This window comes from Helicobacter pylori, assembly GCA_008032935.1.
Classification (GTDB): Bacteria; Campylobacterota; Campylobacteria; order Campylobacterales; family Helicobacteraceae; genus Helicobacter; species Helicobacter pylori_CX.
This window is the reverse complement of sequence record CP032039.1, coordinates 966,721-990,353: the sequence shown is the minus strand read 5'-3', so window position 1 is coordinate 990,353 and position 23,633 is coordinate 966,721. Positions and strand designations below refer to the sequence as shown.

23 protein-coding genes and 2 pseudogenes are annotated in these 23,633 nt (G+C 38.8%); 4 read left to right on the top strand and 21 right to left on the bottom strand.

Annotated elements, in window-relative coordinates; all coding sequences use genetic code 11:
- Nucleotides 1-16 precede the first annotated feature (16 nt).
- Both D2C78_04980 and D2C78_04975 read right to left on the bottom strand, forming a co-directional pair.
- Nucleotides 17-964 (bottom strand): HrgA protein, encoded by a 948-nt coding sequence (locus D2C78_04980; protein ID QEF35294.1) that lies wholly within the window; start codon nt 962-964, stop codon nt 17-19.
- The gene (locus D2C78_04975) at nt 961-2,562 is read right to left on the bottom strand and encodes an ATP-binding cassette domain-containing protein (protein QEF35293.1); all 1,602 of its coding nucleotides are present in this window, start codon (nt 2,560-2,562) and stop codon (nt 961-963) included. The genes D2C78_04980 and D2C78_04975 overlap by 4 nt, the downstream gene beginning before the upstream one ends.
- A 191-nt stretch (nt 2,563-2,753) precedes the next feature.
- Here D2C78_04975 and D2C78_04970 point away from each other — a divergent pair, with 191 nt between their 5' ends.
- The 3 genes and pseudogenes from D2C78_04970 to D2C78_04960 all read left to right on the top strand — a co-directional run bounded on the left by D2C78_04970 (nt 2,754) and on the right by D2C78_04960 (nt 6,526).
- Entirely contained in the window at nt 2,754-3,737 is a 984-nt protein-coding gene (locus D2C78_04970; GenBank protein QEF35292.1) for a GMP reductase, read from the top strand.
- Between the two features lie 144 nt (nt 3,738-3,881).
- A pseudogene (locus D2C78_04965) lies at nt 3,882-5,422 on the top strand (MBOAT family protein).
- Nucleotides 5,423-5,431: 9 nt separating this feature from the next.
- A complete protein-coding gene (locus tag D2C78_04960) occupies nt 5,432-6,526 on the top strand; it encodes a hypothetical protein (GenBank protein ID QEF35291.1) in 1,095 nt (364 codons plus the stop codon).
- 2 nt (nt 6,527-6,528) lie between these two features.
- On the opposite strand, the gene gmhA is transcribed toward D2C78_04960, so the two are convergent.
- The 16 genes and pseudogenes from gmhA to D2C78_04880 form a co-directional block, all read right to left on the bottom strand.
- Complete coding sequence (gmhA, locus tag D2C78_04955) at nt 6,529-7,107, bottom strand: D-sedoheptulose 7-phosphate isomerase (GenBank protein ID QEF35290.1); 579 nt, start codon at nt 7,105-7,107, stop codon at nt 6,529-6,531.
- Nucleotides 7,100-8,485, bottom strand: coding sequence for a D-glycero-beta-D-manno-heptose-7-phosphate kinase (gene rfaE1, locus D2C78_04950; protein QEF35289.1), 1,386 nt, complete (start codon nt 8,483-8,485; stop codon nt 7,100-7,102). The genes gmhA and rfaE1 overlap by 8 nt, the downstream gene beginning before the upstream one ends.
- A complete protein-coding gene (gene rfaD / locus D2C78_04945; protein QEF35288.1) occupies nt 8,482-9,474 on the bottom strand; it encodes an ADP-glyceromanno-heptose 6-epimerase in 993 nt (330 codons plus the stop codon). Before rfaD ends, rfaE1 begins: the two co-directional genes overlap by 4 nt.
- A gap of 9 nt (nt 9,475-9,483) precedes the next feature.
- On the bottom strand, nt 9,484-10,005 hold the full coding sequence (gmhB, locus tag D2C78_04940) for a D-glycero-beta-D-manno-heptose 1,7-bisphosphate 7-phosphatase (GenBank protein ID QEF35287.1): 522 nt from the start codon (nt 10,003-10,005) through the stop codon (nt 9,484-9,486).
- Nucleotides 9,995-10,735 carry a sulfite exporter TauE/SafE family protein gene (locus D2C78_04935; GenBank protein ID QEF35286.1) on the bottom strand — a complete coding sequence of 247 codons (741 nt, stop codon included), beginning with the start codon at nt 10,733-10,735 and terminating at the stop codon, nt 9,995-9,997. Before D2C78_04935 ends, gmhB begins: the two co-directional genes overlap by 11 nt.
- Complete coding sequence (locus D2C78_04930) at nt 10,726-11,397, bottom strand: type III pantothenate kinase (protein QEF35285.1); 672 nt, start codon at nt 11,395-11,397, stop codon at nt 10,726-10,728. The genes D2C78_04935 and D2C78_04930 overlap by 10 nt, the downstream gene beginning before the upstream one ends.
- A 4-nt stretch (nt 11,398-11,401) precedes the next feature.
- Nucleotides 11,402-13,069, bottom strand: a complete 1,668-nt coding sequence (locus D2C78_04925; protein ID QEF35284.1) for a plasmid stabilization protein — start codon at nt 13,067-13,069, stop codon at nt 11,402-11,404.
- 4 nt (nt 13,070-13,073) lie between these two features.
- The gene (locus tag D2C78_04920; protein QEF35283.1) at nt 13,074-13,730 is read right to left on the bottom strand and encodes a hypothetical protein; all 657 of its coding nucleotides are present in this window, start codon (nt 13,728-13,730) and stop codon (nt 13,074-13,076) included.
- Nucleotides 13,727-14,164, bottom strand: coding sequence for a dUTP diphosphatase (locus D2C78_04915; GenBank protein ID QEF35282.1), 438 nt, complete (start codon nt 14,162-14,164; stop codon nt 13,727-13,729). The genes D2C78_04920 and D2C78_04915 overlap by 4 nt, the downstream gene beginning before the upstream one ends.
- Complete coding sequence (gene greA / locus D2C78_04910) at nt 14,154-14,648, bottom strand: transcription elongation factor GreA (protein QEF35281.1); 495 nt, start codon at nt 14,646-14,648, stop codon at nt 14,154-14,156. The genes D2C78_04915 and greA overlap by 11 nt, the downstream gene beginning before the upstream one ends.
- A 40-nt stretch (nt 14,649-14,688) precedes the next feature.
- Nucleotides 14,689-15,771: a lipid-A-disaccharide synthase gene (locus D2C78_04905; GenBank protein QEF35280.1), complete on the bottom strand. Its 1,083-nt coding sequence runs from the start codon at nt 15,769-15,771 to the stop codon at nt 14,689-14,691.
- Nucleotides 15,771-16,232: a hypothetical protein gene (locus D2C78_04900; protein QEF35279.1), complete on the bottom strand. Its 462-nt coding sequence runs from the start codon at nt 16,230-16,232 to the stop codon at nt 15,771-15,773. Before D2C78_04900 ends, D2C78_04905 begins: the two co-directional genes overlap by 1 nt.
- A gap of 3 nt (nt 16,233-16,235) precedes the next feature.
- Entirely contained in the window at nt 16,236-16,589 is a 354-nt protein-coding gene (hypA, locus tag D2C78_04895) for a hydrogenase/urease nickel incorporation protein HypA (GenBank protein ID QEF35278.1), read from the bottom strand.
- Between the two features lie 58 nt (nt 16,590-16,647).
- Complete coding sequence (gene flgE, locus D2C78_04890) at nt 16,648-18,804, bottom strand: flagellar hook protein FlgE (GenBank protein QEF35277.1); 2,157 nt, start codon at nt 18,802-18,804, stop codon at nt 16,648-16,650.
- Between the two features lie 210 nt (nt 18,805-19,014).
- Nucleotides 19,015-19,749, bottom strand: a complete 735-nt coding sequence (locus tag D2C78_04885; GenBank protein QEF35276.1) for a CDP-diacylglycerol diphosphatase — start codon at nt 19,747-19,749, stop codon at nt 19,015-19,017.
- Nucleotides 19,746-19,907, bottom strand: a pseudogene (locus tag D2C78_04880) (sugar fermentation stimulation protein). The gene D2C78_04885 and the pseudogene D2C78_04880 overlap by 4 nt, the downstream one beginning before the upstream one ends.
- Nucleotides 19,908-20,098: 191 nt before the next feature.
- Between D2C78_04880 and D2C78_04875 the strand changes: the two are divergent.
- The gene (locus D2C78_04875; GenBank protein ID QEF35275.1) at nt 20,099-20,428 is read left to right on the top strand and encodes an alkylphosphonate utilization protein; all 330 of its coding nucleotides are present in this window, start codon (nt 20,099-20,101) and stop codon (nt 20,426-20,428) included.
- A 57-nt stretch (nt 20,429-20,485) separates the two neighbouring features.
- Here D2C78_04875 and D2C78_04870 read toward each other — a convergent pair whose 3' ends face one another.
- The 3 genes from D2C78_04870 to D2C78_04860 form a co-directional block, all read right to left on the bottom strand.
- Nucleotides 20,486-20,701, bottom strand: coding sequence for a hypothetical protein (locus D2C78_04870; protein ID QEF35274.1), 216 nt, complete (start codon nt 20,699-20,701; stop codon nt 20,486-20,488).
- Between the two features lie 84 nt (nt 20,702-20,785).
- Nucleotides 20,786-21,661, bottom strand: coding sequence for a twin-arginine translocation signal domain-containing protein (locus tag D2C78_04865; GenBank protein ID QEF35273.1), 876 nt, complete (start codon nt 21,659-21,661; stop codon nt 20,786-20,788).
- Nucleotides 21,662-21,804: 143 nt separating this feature from the next.
- The gene (locus D2C78_04860) at nt 21,805-23,322 is read right to left on the bottom strand and encodes a catalase (protein QEF35272.1); all 1,518 of its coding nucleotides are present in this window, start codon (nt 23,320-23,322) and stop codon (nt 21,805-21,807) included.
- Nucleotides 23,323-23,633: the final 311 nt, after the last annotated feature.

Below are 23,633 nucleotides of genomic sequence, written 5' to 3'. Positions count from 1 at the left end.
GTTTTTTAAAAGAAAGTTATGAGTTAGGGTATAACTCCTCTTTCTTTTTGATCTCATCAAATTCATCTTTATAGCGGTTTTGGTTTTTTGGGTCATAATCCACAACGCTCTTTAAAAAACCGCTGAATTCTTCATTTTTTTCGCTAAGCTCTAAAGCCACGGTGTAATCAATTTTTTCTTTGTATTTAGCGTTCAATAAAATAGCGCTTTTGTCCTCATTAGTTCTCAAATCAATCACGCCAATCCCAAAACTCGCATGCAAACGCTTCAATAAATCCATGAGTTTGGGATTATGCGTATCAATATGATGGCCCACTAAATACCCTTCATTAGCCCACGAGCTATTAGAAATCGCTTGAAAATAACACTCCCTGCAATTATGCACGCTGATTTCTTTTTTCAATTCAAAGCTCACCAATTTAACGGGCAAAGTGTCAAATTTCTTAGAAAAAGCGATTAAATTTTCATTAGACAATTCAGCGTGTAAAAACCTAACCCCCACCATGTCCGGATAAAGCCACCTGTCCATGCCTTTTATTGATTTTGAACTCTCTTCATGAAAAATGGTTTTCGTGTAGCATTTCAAATTTTCATTATGAAAAGCCATGTAGGTTAAAAAGGGGTGCAAATCCCTTTCATGCGCGATTTTATTATGCGCGATTTTAGCGTTTGGAGCGCTTATTTTTTCAGCGCTTAAAACCGGCTCTTTGGCTGCACTTTTTAAAGCGATTAAAGCTGGATTTTCTTGCACCTTAAAAAAAGGCAGCTCTTCGCCCTTGTTTAAGGCTGTATAAATAAAAGAGCTAACACTCTGATCGGGAGTGTTGCCCCCATAATCAAACATGTTTTCAATCTCGCCTTTTTCAAAAAGCTCTTGGGCTTTATGATAAATTTCAGTAACCTTAATAGGCTCTTTGATAATCTCTAAAACGCTTTGAATGATTTTAATATCTTGTGGTTTCATTTTTTGCTCGCTAAATACTCTTCATAACTGCCTTTAAAATCAATGATTGAAGCGCCTTTAGGGCTTGGGACTAATTCAATGATTCTATTAGCATACGCATCAATGAGCTCTCTGTCATGGCTTATGCAAATCAGCGCCCCATCAAATTTAAAGAGCGCTTCGCCTAGCGCGATAATGGATTCTAAATCTAGGTGGTTGGTTGGCTCATCTAAGACTAAGAAATTCCCCCCCTCTAGCATGAGCTTGGATAAAACCATTCGGTGTTTTTCGCCCCCACTTAAAGCGTTCACGCATTTTTCTTGCTCTTCGCCATTAAAAAGCATCCTCCCTAAAGCGTTCCTAACCTCTGCGCTTTCAATCTTTTTATTGAAATTAAAAAGCCATTGATACAAGGTCTCTTCCCCGCTGATTTCTTCGCTCACATTTTGAGGGAAATAGCCTTTTGAAACGGTCGCTCCCCATTTCACCACGCCCGTATCCGGCTTTAACTCTTCTACTAAAATCTTACAAAGCGTGGATTTACCCACGCCGTTTGGCCCTATGAGGGCGATCTTGTCTTTAGGCATCACTTTCAAGCTCACTTGATTTAAAACCATTTGCCCATCATAACTTTTAGAGATGTTTTCGCACTCTAAAGCTTCATTCCCAATGGTGCGTTTGGGTTTAAAAATAATGCTAGGATCCCTCCTGCTAGATACCGCTAAGCTTTGAATGTCTAATTTATCCAGTTGTTTTTGGCGGCTGGTGGCTTGCTTGGCTTTAGAAGCGTTAGCGCTGAAACGCGCGATGAATTTTTCTAGCTCTTCTTTTTCTTTGAGTTTTTTATTGCGTTCGGCCTCTTGCTGTTTAATCATCAAAGTAGAAGCGATATACCAATCGTCATAATTCCCGCTAAATTCGCGCACGCTGTGGAAATCCAAATCCAAAATATGCGTGCATACCGCATTTAAAAAATGCCTGTCATGGCTGATGACTACCATCGTGCCTTCATGGCGTTTGAGGTTGTTTTCTAGCCACTCAATGGCGTTTAAATCCAGGTTGTTGGTCGGCTCATCTAAAAGCAAAATATCCGGTTTAGGGAACAAGACTTGAGCGAGAAGGATTTTAAATTTATCGCTACTTGGCAAGGTTTTCATCAAATCATTGTGTTTAGAGCTAGGAATGCCTAAATCTTCTAGGATTTTTTCAATCGCCACTTCGCATTCATACATGGGATCTTCTTCTACACAAATGGTTTCTAGCTCCCCTAGTCTCGCATTCACTTTATCATCGCTCAAATCGCCTTCGGTGTATAAGCGCTCTTTTTCTTTGATAGCGTCATACAAACGCTTATTGCCTATCAAAACCGCATCTTTAAGGCTCAAATCTTCAAAAGCGTATTGATCCTGCCCTAAAACCCCCATTCTCATCCCGCTTGTAATGATGACTTCCCCACTGCTGCAATCAATGCTCTTGCTTAAAATCTTTAAAAAAGTGGACTTCCCTGCCCCATTAGCCCCAATCAGCCCGTAGCGCTTGTTTTTATCCAGCTTGATATTCACGTTTTCAAACAATTTTTTAGTCGCATAGCGTTGCGTTAAGTTGATGGTTTGTAGCATCTTATGATTTCCTTATTTTTTGTGATTAGAGAAAGCTTATTGTAGCGTTTTCTTTGCAATATTGTAACCCTTGCTTATTATGGTTATTCATAAGGCCTTTGACGCCCAAAATTTGATCGAGCCTATATCATTTTCTCTTGATTTTTTATTCAATTTAAGGTAAAAATAATGTTTTAAAGCAAAAAAGGATCATGTCATTGAAAGTATTTGATTACGAAGATGTCCAACTCATTCCTAATAAATGCATCGTGAATAGCCGTTCAGAGTGCGATACGACCGTTATTCTAGGCAAACACGCGTTTAAAATGCCTATAGTCCCAGCCAACATGCAAACAATCATCAACGAACCGATCGCAGAATTCCTAGCAGAAAATGGCTATTTCTACATCATGCACCGCTTTAATGGATCGACAAGAATCCCGTTTGTCAAAAAGATGAAAGAACGCCAGTGGATCAGTTCGATCAGCGTTGGGGTGAAAAAGGAAGAATATCTTTTTATAGAAGAGTTGGCCAAACAAAAATTAGCGTCAGATTATATCACGATTGATATTGCGCATGGCCATTCAAATTCTGTCATTGAAATGATCCAACGCATCAAAACGCATTTTCCAGAAACTTTTGTGATTGCCGGGAATGTTGGCACACCAGAAGCAGTCCGTGAATTAGAGAATGCCGGTGCTGACGCTACAAAAGTTGGCATTGGACCTGGGAAAGCGTGTATCACCAAAATCAAAACAGGCTTTGGCACAGGTGGTTGGCAACTGGCAGCTCTTAGATGGTGCGCTAAAGCAGCAAGAAAACCGATTATTGCAGATGGTGGTATTCGCACGCATGGCGATATTGCAAAATCAATACGCTTTGGCGCGACAATGGTAATGATTGGCTCGCTTTTTGCAGGGCATGAAGAATCATCTGGAGAAACAAAAATAGAAAATGGTATCGCATATAAAGAATATTTCGGTTCGGCATCAGAGTTCCAAAAAGGTGAAAAGAAAAATGTTGAAGGTAAGAAAATTTGGATCCAACATAAAGGCTCATTAAAAGACACGCTGATTGAAATGCATCAAGATTTGCAATCTTCAATCTCCTATGCAGGCGGGAGAGACCTTGAAGCGATCCGAAAAGTGGATTACGTGATTGTGAAAAATTCAATTTTCAATGGGGACACAATCTAAAAAAAATCAATGAAAAGCAATTTGCTTTGACTTGGGTTTTTGTTGTTTTTTGATCCTTTCTTTATTTTTATCGCATCTTGTGGGATCATTTTTTTTTTTTTATATAATGTTAGCTTCCATCATCTCAATCTTAAGGGTTTTTGTTTGTTATTCAACACGCCGTTATTCATCTTTGCTTTTTTGCCTGTTGTCTTTTTAGGGTATTTTATCTTGCAAGCTTATGTTAAAAATCCCCTATTCCCTAAACTATGGCTCGTATTGGCTAGTTTGTTTTTTTATGCTTTTTGGAATGTGAAGTATTTGCCCTTATTGGTTGGCTCTATTGTGTTTAATTATTTTGTGGCTTTGAAAATCACCCAGCAAAATGCCTATAAAAGATTATGGCTTATTTTGGGCCTGATCGCTAATGTTTCACTTTTAGGATTTTTCAAATATACTGATTTTTTCTTAACCAATTTCAATCTAATATGGAAGAGCCATTTTGAAACCTTGCATTTAATCTTGCCTTTAGCGATCAGCTTTTTCACTTTGCAACAAATCGCTTACCTGATGGACACTTATAAGCAAAATCAAATCATGCAGCCCAAAACGAGAGAGAGAGAGAGAGTGAAAACGCTCCTATTTTATTAAATCCCCCTCCTTCATTTTTTTCATTTTCGCATTTTTTAGATTACGCTTTATTTGTGAGTTTCTTCCCTCAACTCATTGCAGGACCCATTGTGCATCATAGCGAGATGATGCCTCAATTTAAAGATAAAAATAATCAATTTTTGAATTACAGAAATATCGCTTTAGGCTTGTTTATCTTTTCTATCGGTTTGTTTAAAAAGGTCGTGATTGCGGATAATACCGCTCATTTTGCTGATTTTGGATTTGATAAGGCGGCCAGCTTAAGTTTTATTCAAGCATGGATGGCGTCTTTATCTTATTCGTTCCAGCTGTATTTTGATTTTAGCGGTTATTGCGATATGGCTATAGGCATTGCCCTCTTTTTTAATATCAAACTCCCTATTAATTTTAATAGCCCCTATAAGGCTTTGAATATCCAAGATTTTTGGAGGAGGTGGCATATCACTTTGAGCCGCTTCTTAAAAGAGTATTTGTATATCCCTTTAGGGGGTAATAGGGTGAAAGAATTAATCGTGTATAGGAATTTAATTTTAGTGTTTTTAATTGGGGGGTTTTGGCATGGGGCTGGTTGGACTTTTATCATTTGGGGGCTATTGCATGGGATTGCTTTGAGCGTTCATAGAGCGTATTCTCATGCCGCTAGAAAATTCCATTTCACTATGCCAAAGATTTTAGCATGGCTAATCACTTTTAATTTCATCAATCTTGCATGGGTGTTTTTTAGAGCGAAGGATTTGAATAGCGCCTTGAAGGTTTTAAAGGGGATGGTTGGTTTGAATGGCGTTTCGCTTTGCCATCTTTCAAAAGAGGCATCAGAGTTTTTAAATCGTGTCAATGATAACATGATCATGCACACCATGATGTATGCATCCCCCACATTCAAAATGTGTGTTTTGATGGTAATCATCTCTTTTTGTTTAAAGAATAGTTCCCATTTATACCAATCCAATCAAATGGATTGGATTAAAACAACAAGCGCTTGTTTGTTGCTCTCTGTAGGTTTTTTATTTATTTTTGCCAGTTCTCAATCGGTATTTTTGTATTTTAATTTTTAGGACACTGCTATGGAATTTTATAAAAAACAGACTTTAATCATTGTTTCTTTTTGCCTCTCTCTTCTTGTAGGTGTTGGATTGTTTAATTACCTAATCGATCCTTTTGAGTATTTCAGGAAAGCAAAATACCCCATTGATTGGCATGAAAGAGTTGGGGGAACTTTATTGTCTTTTGAGGGGGTGATCAAGCATTACCCTTATAACAGCTTGTTAATAGGAACAAGCATCAGTTTGAATTTTAGCTTAAAAGACATCCATGACTTGCTGGGGTTGAAAGATCCTATCAAACTCACCGTCTCTGGTATGAATATTGGAGAAATATTATCATTGCTTCCTTTTGCTTTCAAGCACCAACCAGTCAATACCGTTGCCATGGATTTGGCTTTTTTTGAATTTATTTTGAATAAGGAATCCAAATACTTTTTTGAATACCCCTATTTTACTGGAGGTTTTGTGTATTTATACAACTTTAGAGTCTTTAAAAACGCGTTGTTCTACTTTTCTAAAGATTACCTCAAAATTAAAGAAAAATCTTTTTGCAAATTCAATTCTTGGTTCCAATTATATGATTTTTGCAACAGTGTTTTAAATCGTTATGATTATAATTTCATGTTTGGTCATAATAACCCCTATGACTATACGCTGGATAATGTGAAAAGATCCTATTTATCAGCGTTAAAAAATCCTAATCAATTAGCCATAGATGAAGAAAATGCTTATAAAATCACCAAACAGCTAGGGGATTTTATTCAAAAACACAGCGATAAACATTTTATTTTATGGACAAGAACGGACTCGCTTTTAAAATATAAGGTTTATAACCATACCATTTTAACACGCAATTTAAACGCCATCCACAACGCCTTAAAAGCGCTTTTAAAATACCCTAATGTAGAAATCCATGACCTACGCACCATGCCATTAGCTAAAGAGATAAAACGCTATAAGGATATAGGACACTATGACCCCATAGGTTCCAAAGAAGTCTTGCAAGCCATAGCGAGCAAGAGATATCTACTCAATCCCAATAACATTGACTCTTTCAAGCAAAAACTCATCCAAACGATAGAAAACTATCAAATCCCTAAAGAAATCCAAAATTAGGGCTAATTTTTATGAGCGAAATGCCTTTCAATGCAATCGCATAAGATGTGGATCATAAGAATGTGCATTTCTTGGATTCGTGGGGTATCATCGCTAGGGACAATCAAAGCCATATCGCTTAAAGGCTTCATTTTCCCCCCATCACGCCCCGCTAAACTAAGCGTTTTCATCCCTAAATCTTTGGCTTTTTCATAAGCTTTTAGGACATTTTTGGAATTACCGCTTGTAGAAATCCCTATCAAAACATCGTTTTTTACCCCTAGTGCTTCTACTTGTCTGGCAAACACTTCTTCATAACCATAATCGTTCGCAATGGCGGTAAGAGCTGAGGTATCCGTGCTTAAACTTAAGGCACTCAAGCCTTTCCTTTCCAATTTATAGCGCCCGGTCAATTCAGCGGCAAAATGCTGCGCATCGCTAGCGCTCCCCCCGTTACCGCAAATAAGGATTTTCCCTTGATTTTCTAAAGTTTCTATCAAAAGATGAACGCTTTGCTTTAACGCTTCTTGCAAACTCTCTAAACTTTTTTCTAACGCTTCCTTATGGGCTAAAAATTCTTTTTGAATCAAATCATCAATCATTATGTGTCCTTTTAATTTTTTCTATGATAGCGCTTGTGGAATAACCTTCTTCAAATTCTATCAAACGGGTTTCTTTAGCCAACTCGCTCCCTATGACTTCTTTATTGAGGTAGTCCGCTCCCTTGACTAAAATATCAGGCTTTAGGGCTTGAATCAATTTTATTGGTGTGTCTTCTTCAAACACCACAACATAATCCACGCAAGACAAACTCGCTAAAAGGAACGCTCTGTCTTTTTCGCTCACTATGGGGCGTTTATCCCCCTTAAGCCTTTTAATGGAATTATCGCTATTTAACCCCACAACAAGAATATCCCCTAAAGCTTTAGCCTTTTGCAAATAACTCGCATGCCCTTTATGGAGGAGGTCAAAACAGCCATTGGTGAAAACGATTTTTTGCTGATCTAAAGTTTCTAACAGCTTTTCTAAAGGGAGAATTTTAGGGTGCGTTTGGTTCAAAATCAAAGCGATTTCTTCTAAACTCGCTAACGCGCTCCCCATTTTACCCACCACCACCGCCGCAGCCGCATTGGCAAACTCGCAAGCATCTTTTAGGCTCTTTGATTCTAATAAAGAAAGCGTTAAAGACGCTATCACCGTATCGCCTGCTCCCGTTACATCATAAACTTCTTTAGCGATAGTGGGGCAATTGACCAGCTCGCCTTTTTCTAAAAAAGCGATGCCCTGTTCGCTCAAAGTGACTAAAGGCATGGCGATTTGATAAGTTTCTTTTAAGATTTGGAGCGCTTTTGATAAATTCGCATGGCTGTCTAATTTCAAATGGAGCGCATGCTCTAATTCAGCGCGATTAGGCGTGATCAAACTCGCATGAGAATATTTGCTATAATCCTTCCCTTTAGGATCGCATAAAATGAGCTTGTGGTGCTTGTTGGCTAGAGCGATCATTGTTTGAGTGAGTTCAAAATCCAACACGCCCTTATTGTAATCTGAAAGGATAACGCCATCTATTTCTTGGATTTTTTCTGTGAAAAAATCTAAAAGTTTTTTTCTTAAATCAGCGTTTAAGGGGTCTTTGATTTCCTTATCCACGCGCGCGATTTGCTGGTTTTGCGCGATAATGCGTGTTTTAAGCGTGGTGCAACGGGTTTTATCTATTAAGACGCCTGAAGTGTCAATATTCCTAGCTTTGAGAGCGTTCAAAAAATGCTTGCCCTCTAAATCATCGCCCACTGCCCCACATAAAAAGACTTTAGCTTTTAAAGAGGTAAGGTTATTAGCCACATTGGCCGCTCCGCCTAAATTCTTGCTCTCTTTTTTGACTTCTAAAACAGGCACAGGGGCTTCAGGCGAAAGCCGTTCGCTCTTCCCCCACAAATAATAATCAGCGATCAGATCGCCTATGACTAGGATTTTTTTCATGCGTGTTGCTCTTTGAAAATCGCATGGATATGGGGCAAATAATCTTTAATACCGCTTTCTAAATCGTATAAAGGGGTGTAATCCAAATCCAAAATAGTAGGTTCAATGTGCGCTTGGGTGTGCTTTTGGAAAAAAGCGTAAGGGTTTTTAATATAGCTCACTTTAAAATCCCCTAAATGCTCTTTTAAAATGCTAACGATTTCATTATAACTTCTGGCTTGCGAATAACCCACATTATAAACCCCGCTTTTTTGAGCCTTCATCGCTTTCACATTCGCTTGGATCACATCTTCAATATAGACAAAATCCCTTAATTGCTCGCCAAATTCAAAAAGCTTGACTTCCTTAAACGCCATCGCGCTTAAAGCGATCTGCAAAACCATAGAAGCGGTTTTTTCTTTATAAAATTCCCTAGGCCCATAGACATTGAAATACCTTAAGCCCACTTGAATGTTATCGCTTGAATGCGAAAGAATAAATTCGTCCATGCAAAGCTTAGAAAAGCCATAAACATTTTCAGGGCTTTCGTTTGAGCCCACCACATTGGGGGCTTTGGTATTGCCATAAACGCCCGCTGAAGAAGCATAAATCACTTTAGCCTTTTTTGATTGAGCGATTTCTAAAAGGTTTAAAAAAGCCTGATAATTGGTTTTCATCACTAATTCTTGATTGAGCATGGTCGTATCAGAAACAGCCGCTTGGTGGAACAAATAATCAAAATGCAATTTTTCTAAATGCCTTAAATCTAAGGGATTATTAATATCAGCTACAATCACTTCGCCCTTAAAACCGATTAAATTCTTAAAATGCCCTAAGGAACTGGGGTGCTTATTACTGAAAAGCGTGTTATTGCGAAACTTATCCAAAATTACCACTTTAGCTTTAGGGTGGTTCTCTTGAAAATAAAAGGCTAAATTACTGCCTACAAAGCCAGCCCCACCGGTGATTAAAATCGTTTGATTTTCTAATCCATCATCAATATAACGCATGATTTATCCTTATTTAATCCAATCAATCATCTCTTTAAGATCTTGACATTGTATCCAAGAATGAGGAGTTTTTAAAAAATTTGTAGTCAATAAAAGGTTATTTTTAACTTTAGCGTTCAAGCCGGCTAACATGTCGCTCTCCTTATCGCCTATCATAAAAGATCGCTCCAAGCAAATTTGATGCTCTTTAGCGGCTTGTAAAATCAAAAAGGGTTTTGGCTTCCTGCAAGCGCAATTTTCTTCTGGGGCGTGCCTGCAAAAATAGACGCCATCCAGATTAAAACCTAATTCTTCAAGCAAGCTTTCTTGGAGATATTCAGTGAGATTTTCAAAATCTTTAAGGGTGTAATAGCCCCGGTTGATCCCGGATTGGTTGGTGATTAAAAGCAGTTTGTAGCCCAAAAATTTCGCATGCTTTAGCAATTCAAAAATCCCTTTTTGAAACTCAAAATCTTCTTTTTGACTCACATAGCCTTTGTCAATATTGATAATGCCGTCTCTGTCCAAAAAAAGGGCTTTGTTAGTGTTCATGCGAATGCACTCCTTTATGATCATGCTGAGTGGTGCTGTTTTGATGATGCATCGCATGAGACATTTTGTGGCTAATGAGCATGATCCCCATATAAAGGACATAAAGCCCAAAAACCCCCATTAAGCCTTTAGACAAAAGATTGAAAAATTTCCTGTAAGAAATGGAAATTTTGCTTAAAAAAATCCCCATTAAAAACAACGGCATGCTGGTGCCAAGCCCAAAAGAAAGGCCTAGCATCGCTCCCATAAACGCGCTATGACTGAGAATCACGCTCGCTAAAAACGAATACACCATCATGCAAGGCAAAAACCCGTTCAACACACCTAAAAAATACAGCCCTAAAATGTTTTGAGATTGCAAGGTTTTTTTCATCAAAAAAGAGATGAAAGGGATTTGAAAGCTTAATTTTTCCGCTTTAGATCCCAAGAGCGCTAAAAGGATTAAAACAACTCCCATGCTCATCAATAAAACGCCCCTAAAACCCATGTTCACGCTAAGACTACGCCCTAAACCTGCCGTTATAGCCCCTAAGAGCATGTAAGTGCTGATCCTCCCCACATTATAAAGGGCATGGCAAGTGAGCTGGTAAGAAAAGCTTGTAACTTTAGAAAATCTTATTTGACTAAACGCGCTCACAATCCCCCCACACATGCCCACACAATGCCCTAAAGACATGCTCAAAGCGGCTAAAAACATGCCCAAAAAACTCAAATTCTGCATCATTTGCATTCTAGTATCCCTGCTTTTTTAAGAGCGATTTCCATCCCGTCAAAAACCAAACGCTCCTTGCAAACAGAATGGGGTAAAAACGCGCTCAAATACTTCGCATCGCCCCCACAAAGATAGATTTTTTGATTTTTGGCTAAATGTTGGATACAAGCAATGACGCTCAAAACCATGCCGTAATTCACAGCGTCTCTGGTGTTTTTAGGTAAAACTTCTAAAGAATCTAAGGCTTTGAAAGGTTGCTCTAAGATTTTAGCGCTTTTTTTATACGCATGAATATATTGGGCTAAACCGGGTAAAATACACCCTCCTAAATGCTTGCCCTCTTTGACTAAATCAATCGTAATCGCGCTCCCCGCATCCACCACCACGCCATTATTTAGCGCTAAACATGCCATTTGCCGGTCTATCCCAAGCCCTATATAGTCGGTTTCTAAATGAAAAAATCCTGCAATATTTTTAGCGTTAGGGTAACAATTTAAAAGGGCTTTTTCATTTTCTTCATTCACGCTAATGTAAAAGATTTCCTTTTGAATACCCAAACGCTTTAAATCTTCTTTAGCGCTTGAAAAGAGCTGGTAGTTTTGTGCGAAATGGATGCGCGTGTTGCCTATATCGCATAAAACCAGGTTTTTCAAATCTGTAAAAGATTGCCTAGCTGGCATAGACTCACTTCTTATTCATTTCTAAAGCTTTTTTTCTTTCTTCAAGCTCTTTTTCATCTCTTTCTTGATGCTCCCTCGCTCTTTGTTCAAATTCCCTCGCTCTTTGTTCGGCTTTGGCTTTTTTCTTTTCTTCTTTCAAGCGGCGTTTTTCTTCTTTAGGGCTGAGTTTTGGCACTTCTTTAATAGCGTTATCCTCTTTTGAAACAGGAGCGTTTTCTGCGTCTTTTTCGTTACTCTCTTTTGAAGCAGGAGCGTTTCTATTTTCTTGATTTTCTTTCATGCCTTTTTGGATAGCGTTATTTTGATCCTTAATAGGCTCAGGCCTTCTGGTTTTAACTTCTTCTTCTTCAAACCCGCTATTTCTTGGCTTAACTTTGTTTTCTTCTAAAGGCTTTTCTTTAGCTTTATGCCTTTCTTGCAAATAAATAGGAGCGTTCCCTTTTTCGCCTTTTTGAGATTTTTTAGATGCCGATTTTTCCACAACGGGGTAAAGTTTTGGTTTAAAATCATTATAATCTAAATAGTAGCGATCATAATACACCCGATTTTTATCATAAAACACCCCTTTATCCAAACGATTGGATGAAAAAAACTTAAAACTGCCTATAGTTGGTGTTTTATAGACATTATACGAATCAAAATCATTCAAATCCACCTCTATCACATACCCTCGTTTTTCTAAAGAATACAATTTATTATGGTTTAATACAATCGTATTGAGCGAAGCAAAGGGCAGTTTCACGCTGTTTAATTCCCTCAAACTCTTATCCATTTGCAAAATCTGCCCGTCTAAAGTCAGCACGTATAAAGTCCCCTTATCATAAAGCAAGTCTATAATATCCCCATCATAGTTGAACTCTTGACCGCTCACGACTGAGAGTATTCTTTTCCCTGTAGAAGCGATCATGTTATTGCCATCTACAATAAGGTAGGTGATATTGTTAAAAAACTTATCGCTGCTGATAACAATGTTTCTAATAGGCGTAGGGTTTCCATGCACATAATCCACGACCAACAAGCGCCCATCTAGCATAGGGAACACCACGACCGTATCCATAAAAATAGGCATCGCCATTAAAGAATTGATCGTGGTGCTTGGGGAACCTTTCTCGCTAAAAAGCAATTTTTGAGAAGTGATGTCGTATAAATTCGCTGAATTGTCCGCTAACACCACCGCTAAAAGATTCCCTTTAACGCTCGCGCTCAAGGCAAAAGTCTCCAAAGGGATAACGATAGATTGTTGGCTGGCGTTAGGGTTATTGCTAATCAATTCCACTTGATGACAGACTTTATCTTGGACTTCCGCTTCAACGCCCTTTAATTTCAATTCCGTTTCTTCAGTCTTAGCCACCTTGCTTTTGCTTGTTTTTTTATCAATCTTGTTCAAACAATCTTGCGCAAGGATGAAAAACCCTTGACTCTCATTTAAAAAACTGCTTTCGTAATTGAAATTCTTACCGATTCTTAGCTGCGTTAAACCTTTATCGCCTATAACCGCTCCATTTTTCAAAATGGCTCCATAACGATTAGACGAGACGATACTTTCTTGCAAATGGTTAGGGAAATACGCTTCGCCTTTAACCTGGTGTTTAGCGGGTTTGAAATATTTCCTCATGTTACAGCCGCTAAAGACAATTAGGGCTATGAGTAAGATTAAAAATGGTTTATTCATCAAATCAATGCGTTCCTTGAATGGTTTCTTTTTTTAGATTGGTTGGTTTGGAAGGGTTTTGCTGAATATCTTCTAACATTCCATAGTGTTTTAAAACAGAGATTATAGCATAGAGTGAAGAACTTAGAGGGATAGTGGATAAACTTTGATGCGCTTTTTTGATTGCGTCTTTAGAATTTTCTTCATACAACAAGTTCACTTCTTGTAAAGCGCTCATTTCTTTAAGAATGGGGCTTTTTTCAAGCAGGTTTTTATCTCTAGAGAGCGATGCGTAAGAATATTTGGCGAACGCTTTAACGACTTCATTAGAAGATTGCGAAAGCCTTTTAAACTCGTTTGCATCGTTTCTCTCACTCGCTCTGGCGAACTGATACAAATCATACAACTCTGGGGCGACTTCTTTCAATCTTTTTTGCAAGGCTATATTATTAGGACTCTCTAGCACTTCATTATAAATTTGAGTGATCCGCTCTCTCGTTTGCTCATGCTTATAATCTTGCAATTTCGTATCCCCTAAATAAGCGATAAAAGCCACCACGATAAACAACAACACCCACTTGTAGCGTTTGAAAAACTTTTCTAATCTAAACGCCCCCTCTAAAAGCTTTTCATCGCTTTTGAATTCGTTTTTAACTTGCTCTAAATTTTCCTTAATACTCATGCCTTGCTCACTCCTGTGCTACCAAACCCCCCGCTACCCCTTGAAGTTTCATCTAATTGTTCGCATTCTATAAATTCGGCTTTATAAGTTTTTTGAACCACCCCTTGAGCGATCCTATCCCCTACTTGGACTTTAAAATCTTTATCGCTCAAATTCGCTAAAATGACCTTAATTTCGCCCCTATAATCATTATCCACCGTGCCAGGAGAATTCAACACCATCACCTGATGGTTCAAAGCCAAACCGCTACGGGTGCGCACTTGCAATTCATACCCCACTTCTAAAGACAAACAAATCCCTATTTTCACCAACCCCACGCTATGAGGTTTGATCGTTACTTCTTCTACAGCGTGCAAATCAAAGCCTGAAGAACCCTCGGTTTGGTATTCAGGGATAAGGGCGTTTGGGTGGATTTTTTGGATTTTAATTTTCATCAAAACAAATCTCTTTATAATAAATGTCTAAAATTTCAAAATCGCTCTCACCATTAGGCAATTGAATGCTCACCGCATCGCCCTTGCTCTTGCCTATCAAGCTCTTAGCGATCGGCGAACCAAAAGAGATCAACCCTTTAGCCGGATCACTCTCCACGCTCCCTACTATCGTGTAAGAAAACTCTTTATCGTTATCTAAATTAAGGATTTTAATCGTGCTGCCAAAACTCACTTTATTATGGGCTAAAGCGCTTGGATCAATCACTTGAGCGTTAGCGACAATTTCGCTTAAATCCACGATCCTCGCTTCAATGAAGCGTTGTTTTTCTTTAGCGGCATGGTATTCAGCGTTTTCTTTCAAATCCCCATGCCCTCTAGCAATATCAATTTCTTTCACAATATTAGGCCGTTCCACCTCTTTTAATTGCTTTAATTCCGCGCAAATCTTATTGTATCCATGCATACTCATAGGTTCTTTATTCATTTAATCTCCTAAGCTTATTCAGTAGAGATTATAGTAAAAATTAAGTTAAATTCAGCAAAAAAGCCATTTCATTAGCGATTTTTCTCGCGCTCCCACTGGCTAAATATTCCCTTAATCTCAAACTTTCTTTAAAATAGCGCTCTCTGTCCATTTCTTTATACGCTTTTAACAAACCCTCTACGCTCAAAAAATGCTGGATCAATTCCGGGTGTAATTGGCTCTCCCCAAGCCCTGGAGTCTCATCATTTAAGGCGTTATAAAAGATGTTCGCTAAACCTATATAATGCAAATTGACCAACATTCTAGCGATCAAAAAATCCATCGTTTTAGCCCTATACGCTAACACAAAAGGCGTGCCAATCAAAGCGGCCTCTAAAGTCGCTGTGCCGCTGCAAATGAACGCAAACTCCGCTTCAAACAAACTCTTATGCGCATCATAAGAAATTTCAAATAATTGAATGTCTTCTCCATAAAGAGCTTTCAAATCCAACCCCTTAAAGAAACTCGGCACCACTAACACACGCCTTTTAAACCCTTTGTTTTGTTCTAAAATTTGAGCCACTTTGACAAACAAAGGGAACATTTTAGCGATTTCGCTTTTTCGGCTTCCTGGCATAAACACTAGAGTTTCGCCCTTAATATCTTTTTTATAATATTTAATTTCATCTAATAGAGGGTGTCCCACATATTGGGCTTTTTTTTGGTAATAGCTCACTTCAAAAGGCAAAATCGCTCCCAAAAAATCGCAGTATTTTTCAAGGCTTTTAGCGCGCCATTTTTTCCATGCCCAAACTTGCGGTAAAATATAATACATGATTTTTTTATGCGGATCTTGTTTTTTGATTTTTTTGGCTAGGGGGATATTGAAAGAAGAAGAATCCATTAAAAGCACCATATCCGCTTGTTTGGCTAATTGGACCATTTCTTTATGGGCTTTGAGTAAAAACCCTAAACGGCCTATCACATCTCTAAAACCCATGATAGAAAATTCCCTAGGGCTATAGAGAGCCTCTTTGCCTTCAAACACGCCAATAAAACGATAATCTTTAGGCAAATTGCGGCGTAATTCCTCTAAATGCACATTAGAGCTCGCTTCTAAAGCGCTCACTAAAATCGTGGGCATTATTTGTCTTTCAAAAGGTTTTGGACTTGATAGAGCTTGACTTCTTTATGCAAATCCCTTAATTCAATTTTGAGTAACGAATTTTCAAAATCTTTTTTAGAGAGATGGTTTTTTAAAAACCTGTTTTCGCGCAAAACGCTGCGGTATTGCAAATAAAGCCCTTCATCAAACACGCGCTTGCTTGGTTTTGCTATTATAACTTGATTGTCCTTAGTGTAAATCTCCACTTCTTCAAGGGCTTTAGGGAAAATTACATCCTCTTCTGTATTTTGTGTTTCTTTGTTTAAGCGGGAGTTTTCTTTTTCTAATTTTTTTTGATAGATTTCTTGTTTCAAACCTTTTAAAGCGCTCTTTTTCTTACGCAAGATTTCTTGGACTTGCTTCAATTCCAAACGGATTTTTTTTAAAACTTCTCTAGTGTCTTTAATTTCTTGTTGGTAAGCGTTCAATTCTTCTTGCATCGGTTATTCCGCTAACATTTCCAAAGACAACAAACGCATTTCATTACCTTGAGTGATAACGACATTCTTGCTGTGGCATTTCTCACACACCCCATAATCTAGCGCGTTAGGCTTAAAAACATGCAAACAATCCTTGCATTCTAATTCAACTTTTTCATCCACAATGTCTAAAATAGCGTCTTTACACACCAAAGATTCTTCTCTAAAAGTCTCAAACGCGCTCACAAACAAGCTCTTATCCATAGCGCTTCTTTCACCAATACCGACCACAACTCTTTCAATCTTATGGGCTTGATTTTTCTTCGCATGCTCTTCGCAAAGAGCGATTAAAGAAGAAACGACCGAGTATTCATGCATACTAAACCTTAATCTTTAAATTAGCCCCTATTATATTGTATTAGAGTAATTTTTTAGTTTATTGCTTCAGATTCAATAGGGTGTTAAGGATTTGATCGGATGTGGTTACCGCTTTAGAGTTCGCTTGAAACCCCCTTTGAACCACAATCAAATTCGTTAAACTCCGGCTCAAATCCACATTACTAGACTCCAGTTTAGATCCTGAAATCGAACCCCTACGCCCCGTATTAGCCGCACCGATTAAGGCTTGCCCTGAGTTTCCGGTTTGAGAAAAGACATTCCCGCCTAAAGCCTGTAAGCCCGCATCGTTAGCGAAATTCGCTAAAGCCACTTGAGCGAGCGCTAAAGTCCTGCCATTACTGAACGCTCCTAAAAGCACCCCGTCTGAATCAAAGCGGACATCCATCAAATCGCCCGCTTGATAGCCGTTTTGCTCAATCGCATACGTTTCAGAAATCTTATCCACGCTCGTTAGCCCGTCAAAACTCCCTGAGGAACCAAAGGCTAAATTGATGCGTTGGGGGGCATCAGCGCCATTTTTAGGGTCAAATTGCAAAAGAGGCGGGTTCATGCCTGCAAGCGATCCGTCATTATTGAAGTGCAAACGGCCTCCCTCAAACACATTAGGCCTAGCCGCTGACCCCCCTACTAATTCCCCAGGCTCAGGCACGATCACTCTAAAATTCCATTCCGCTCCCCCACTCCTATAAAACTCAATGCGCATGGCGTGTTTAGTGCCTAAGCTGTCTATCACATCAATGCTTGTCGCATGCGTAGCGTGGGTGAATTTAGAACTGCTCGCTGACGCTCCCCCTTCAATTAAAGAAGCGGTATTAAGCCCTTTCATGGCGTTTTTAAACAAAACATTGTTCGTTACGCTGTCTGAAGAATACCCGCTCACAAAGATATTAAGATTTTCTTTAATGACATTTTTATTGTCTTTATTATTGATTTCAAACATGCCGTATTGGTTGATTGTAACCCCTATAGAAGCCGCTGAGTCCTGGTAATTGTCCGCTAAGCTAGGATCTTTAACGATATTAGCGTCATGCTGGATTAAGGTGCGCAAGTCTTCAGTGGTCCTAAACTGCCCAATATCCGCATTAGGGCTGATAGAATGCGTATAACTATATTTGAAAGCCGTTACATCTTTATCGCCGTCTAAAAAGTTAGCGAACGCCCCGGTTCCGGCTTGAGTAACCACAATGTTTTTAAGCTTTTCATCGCCGTCTAATTCATTGGTGTTTTCCAAACGCAATTGTTTGCCGTCCAAATAAGCTTCAATCCCTGTTTGGCTTTTGACCGCATTGATCGCATTTTTCGCCGCTACTAAGCTTGAAGTCCGGCTCACCGCTGAATCGTTTGTGAAAGAAATCTTAACCCCATTCAATTCAAGCGTGCTGTTTTCTGCAGAAGGGAGGATGTCTTTGACCATTTTCGCGCTTTTATAGCTCACCCAAATTCCTTGGTTTTCATTCAATAAAAGAGCGTCGCCATCTTCATTGTATAAAGATCCCATGTCTTCGGCGACTTGAGCTAGATTCGTGCCTGAATCATACACCGGATTAATGCCATCTGAAGGGGTTTTGGCTGAAGAATCCAAAGCAAATATCGCCGCTGTTTGATCCGCATGCCTTCCAGCGTTTAAATTCGCCCTCATAGAAATGCGGTTACTCGCTCTAGCAGGCATCACCATTCCAGGATCAATTCTGATGTTTTCTAAAGGGCCTGTGTTATCCACTTTTAAAGCGTCCGTATCGCTCCCTTTATTGCCGGTATCGCTCCCGTTTCTCACCCACCCTTGCACCACAAGCCCGCCGGTGGTAACCAAACTCCCTTGCGAGTCAAAAAGAAACTCCCCATCTCTAGTGAAATTGCGCGTGATCCCCCTATCAGGGCTAATAATAAAAAAGCCATCGCCTTGAATCGCTAGATCGGTTTTGACATCTGTGTTTTGGATATTGCCTTGTGAAAAGATTTTAGTCGTCGCATCCACGCCTACCCCAAGCCCCACAGAAAAGTCATTCTGCCCTGCTAACCCGTTTTTATAGGGTGCAGTAGCGATGAGTTTGACTTGAGAGAGCATATCCACAAAAGAAGCCCTAGAATATTTAAACCCAGTGGTATTCACGTTCGCAATATTGTTACTCTCAATATCCAAAGCGATTTGGTGGGCTTGCATCCCATTGACACCAGACCATAAAGACCTAAGCATGGTTATCCTTTAATGTAAAGAAATTCAATCTATGCACAATAAAGCAAAAGTTGTTCCTAAATAGCTTTTTAGAATGATTGGTTGCGGATTTTAAAGTTTTGTTAATCAAAAAGATCGGTCAAATTCATAAGGGTATAGGGGGTTTTGTAACACTACCCCTTAATTACGCTTTTTAAAGACTATCGCTCAAATTTAAGAATCTAACTCGCTTTAGCGCAAAATCGCGCATTCATGATCTTGAATCTCTTCGGCTGAAGCGCGATTTAAAGTCAATGGGTTAAATTGTGTCGCTAATAAGACAAAGGAGTTATCACTTTGTTGCACCACCGCCAAGCCATAGTCCCCCATGCGTTTGTGTGCATTAGGCACTTCTTTATTAAGCATGACAAACGGGCTTTTTTGCGCTAATTCGCTCTCTGTTACCCGACGCGCCAAGTATTTATGCCCATTCAAGCCCCCTGATAATGGCGACCAACGGCTGTTGATTTTTTTTAGATGATTGTCCAGCCGTTTGCGCACATCAAGGCTAATGCAAGAGATATGGATGTGAAAATGGTTTTGCGATCGCCCTTTTTTAGAGTTGATCGTCAAAGAAATTGCGCTATCAGGAATGGGTTGGCCGTATTTTTTACTCATAAAATCACGCGCTTGCCAGGATAAATAAAAAAAGTTAGGCGTAGAGGGATCAAGCAACAAAGGGCTTTCAATACCGCTAATGTGAGTTGTTGGCATCAACAAATATTGCAACGGGCCGTTAATATCTTTTAAAACCACATAGCCGGCATCGGGTTTGACTTCTATGCATGGCGAAGGATTCTGACTTTTCTCATAATTAGGCAGACATTTCTCAAAAACAATCTTACGCAACACATTTGGATCTTTAGCGTTTAAACTCATAACAGCGATAGCTACCACCGCTAAAAAAAGAAAGCCCACTTTTTTCATCTTTTTTGCTCCTTGTTTTTAATGAGAGTTTTTACAAACCCTTTTATTATTTTTCTACAATAGTGGTTAAAATCTTTAATCATTATGATTATTTTAATAAATTTTAACTTATTCGCTCCATTTAGTAACCTATTTTAAAAGAGCTTTTTGAATACCAACGAGAAAAACTTAAATTGATAACATTAAAAAAAGCTAAAAGAATTTTTTAAAATATTAAATAGCTTGCGTTAATCAGGTGGTAATTTTTCATCATGCGATCTTATGGGGTTGGTGCTTATCAAAATAAAGCGTTTTATAATCTTGATTTAGGTAATATCATCGCACTAATACCACAATAAGGACGATTATCATGCAAGATTTACCCCCATGCCCTAAATGCAACGACGCCTACACCTACCATGATGGCACGCAATTGGTTTGCTCTAGCTGTTTGTATGAGTGGAATGAAGATGAAGTTAATGATGAAGAATTGATCGTTAAAGATTGCCACAATAATCTTTTACAAAATGGGGACTCGGTCATTCTCATTAAGGATTTAAAGGTTAAAGGCTCATCTTTAGTGCTTAAAAAAGGCACTAAAATCAAAAACATCAAGCTTGTCAATAGCGATCACAATGTGGATTGTAAAGTGGAAGGGCAGAGCCTATCTTTAAAATCTGAATTCCTTAAAAAAGCTTAGGAAAATACAAAAACTTAAGAGTAAGAAAAACTTAGTGGCTTTTTAAGCTTGTAAAAATCATTTTTTAGAAAAAATCAACTTATCCAGCTTGAAAAAAATCACCGCTCCAATGGTTTGCCCCAAGAAAAGATTGAGCCACAACGGAAAACTGAAATAATAAAAAATCTCCATAAAAGGCAGCATCACCAACGCGCTCAACATCCATCTAAGCCAATAAACCAAAAACAGCTTGGAAGCGTATTCTGTGCCAAGTTTCTTAAAAAATTCTCGCATAAAGACAATCCTTTAAACCCTTTTTGCAAACTCTCCCTAAAAAGGAAAGCCCGCTATCAAGGAATATTCCTAGATTTCATGCCTTTAGACAATCGTATAGGACACTCTTTTTTCAAAAAGTTTGCTCTCGTAATTGCCTAAATCCCTACCATCCACAAGGGCAAAGGCATCGCCAAAAGTCGCCAATAAGGCAGAATCTAACTGCATGTCTTTATGACGATTCAATGGGATAAAGACTTCCTTGTGGTTATTTTGAAAATCAAACGCTAGAAATGAATCTTTCAAATACACTTCCACTCTAGGAGCGTTTTTCACTACGCTGTTTTGACCCAGTTTCAAGCCTTGCACTTCAGCGCTTTTAATCCCACACGCATGGCATAAGGACACAAACATGCTCTCTTGTGAAATGGTTGCAAACCAAGGCAAACTCTCACGCTTGGGTAAATTTTCTTTACCCTCTAAAGCCTTCTGTCTCTTAGGCATCTCATGCTTGATGAACGCATAAAAGTTACGGACGCTTTCTTTGGGGGTTGTTCCCTTGAGCTGGTTGGCAATGTTAGCCACGCTCGCATCGTCTCTTTCATAACGCCCCATTGCTACAAAATCGCTCGTTTCAAACAAACGCTCATTCAATTGATAGCTAGCGATCTCATAAGACAAATGGACTTGCTTTTTTTGAGCGCTTTTTAAAAAATCCACTTGCAAATAAGGCACTCCAAAATTGAGCATGCTTTTATAACTGGCATGATTGCCTTGTAAATGCACATTGCTCGCTACAACACTCGGCATGGGAATGAAAAGTGAAGTGTGTTCTGCAGAATCAAAATCAATGCTGTATTGAGCTTCTATTTTATATTTTGCAACACTCCCTTTGCTTTCTTCTGCCTGCAAAATCTGTGCTCCTAAAACAGCACCTGTAGCGCCTAAAGCAGTCGTTTTAATAAAATCCCTTCGTTTCATAACTATAACTCTTTATTGTAATTTTTAAATTCGTTGAATGAATGAAAAAGTAGGACACACCACCAAAGGATTGATGAGTATCCAAAAACCTAAATTTTGAAAGACAAAGCGTTCCTAAAAATAAGAACGCTTAAAGAAAAGGGTTACTTTTTCTTTTTTGTGTGGTGCATGTCTTTTCCATGCATGTCTTTCATCATTTTTTGGTGTTTTTCAAGAGCTTTTTTAACTCCCTCAGCGTATTTGGGGTCAGCTTTCTTGAAATGCTCCAATTGTTTATCCACAATTTCCTTATGGGTAACATGAGCCAAAGACTCTCCAATAGTGTCATGCAACCTTTCTTTTTCATCAGCTGGCAATGAGCGGTAGTAATCACCTGGTTGGGTGTAGTAATCGCTATCCTCAGCTCTGTAATCCCAATTCCACACTTCAAACTCTTTTTCAATATGAGCTAAGTTGAACTTAGGATCTCTCGCGCTCTTATCTTCTTTATAGCCAGGCAATGAGCTAGGCGTATAGTTTTGTAAAGAGCCGTAGTATCCGTTTTGCATGTAACCATCTCTGCTAGAAGAGTGGAATGGGCATCTTGGCCTGTTAACCGGTATCTGAGGATAATTAACCCCTAAGCGGTAGCGGTGTGTGTCTCCATAAGAGAATAAGCGGGCTTGTAACATCCTGTCAGGGCTATAGCCAATTCCAGGAACGACATTAGCCGGAGTGAATGCCGCTTGCTCCACTTCTGCGAAATAGTTTTCCGGATTTTTATTCAACTCTACAATGCCCACTTCCATCAATGGATAATCTTGGAGATACCAAATTTTAGTTACATCAAACGGATGGAATCGATACTTCTTAGCATCCTCTTCTGGCATCACTTGAATGCTTAATTTCCATTTTGGGAAATCCCCTCTAGCGATCGCATTGAATAAATCCCTTTGATTGGAATCCGGATCGTATTTTCTGATTTCTGCGGCTTCTTCGTTAGTCAAGTGCTTAACGCCTTGCATGGTTTCAAAGTGGAATTTCACCCAAAAGCGTTCGCCTTTTGCATTGATAAGACTGAAAGTGTGGCTGCCAAAACCATCCATGTGGCGGAAAGATTTAGGGATCCCTCTATCGCTCATAACCCATGTTACTTGATACAAGCTTTCAGGAACATTGCTCCAAAAATCCCATACCATGTCGTGGTTAGGTAAATTGGTTTGAGGGTCTCTTTTTTGAGTGTGGATGAAATCAGGGAATTTGATCCCATCACGGATAAAGAAAACAGGCGTGTTGTTCCCTACTAAATCCCAGTTACCTTCTTCAGTGTAATACTTCATCGCAAAACCTCTAGGGTCTCTCACCGCATCCGCACTGCCTCTTTCCCCTGCCACAGTAGAAAATCTGAAAAAGCATTCTGTTTTTTTGCCCACTTTAGAGAAAATTTTCGCTTTAGTGTATTTAGTGATGTCTTTAGTCACGGTGAAAGTGCCATAAGCTCCGCTTCCTTTAGCATGCACTACCCTTTCAGGGATCCTTTCTCGATCAAACGCCGCTAACTTTTCCAAAAACCAAGTGCTTTGCAATAAAACAGGACCTCTAGGACCAGCTGTAATCACATTGTTGTCATCCCAAACAGGAGCGCCAAAAGCAGTGGTTTGTTTCACATCTTTATTAACCATGATTCTTCCTTTATTTAGTTTTAAATCTTCGTAATCTAACACTAAGCCGATTACTTGTGGTGATTATTACATAATTTGTTATACAAAGACTAACAAGATTCAATTTCCTTAAAAAATCTTTTTTTTAAGAATAAAAAACCCCCTTAAGTATTTCTATTTGTAACAATTAATGAAAATAAGAAAGATTAAAAACAAAATTTTATTTTTAATCTGGTTTTAATAATAATTATCATACTATTCTATCTCAATGCATTGACAGATTTTGTTTTTTTTTTTTTTTTTGATTTTTATTTTTTGAATTTTTAGATTAA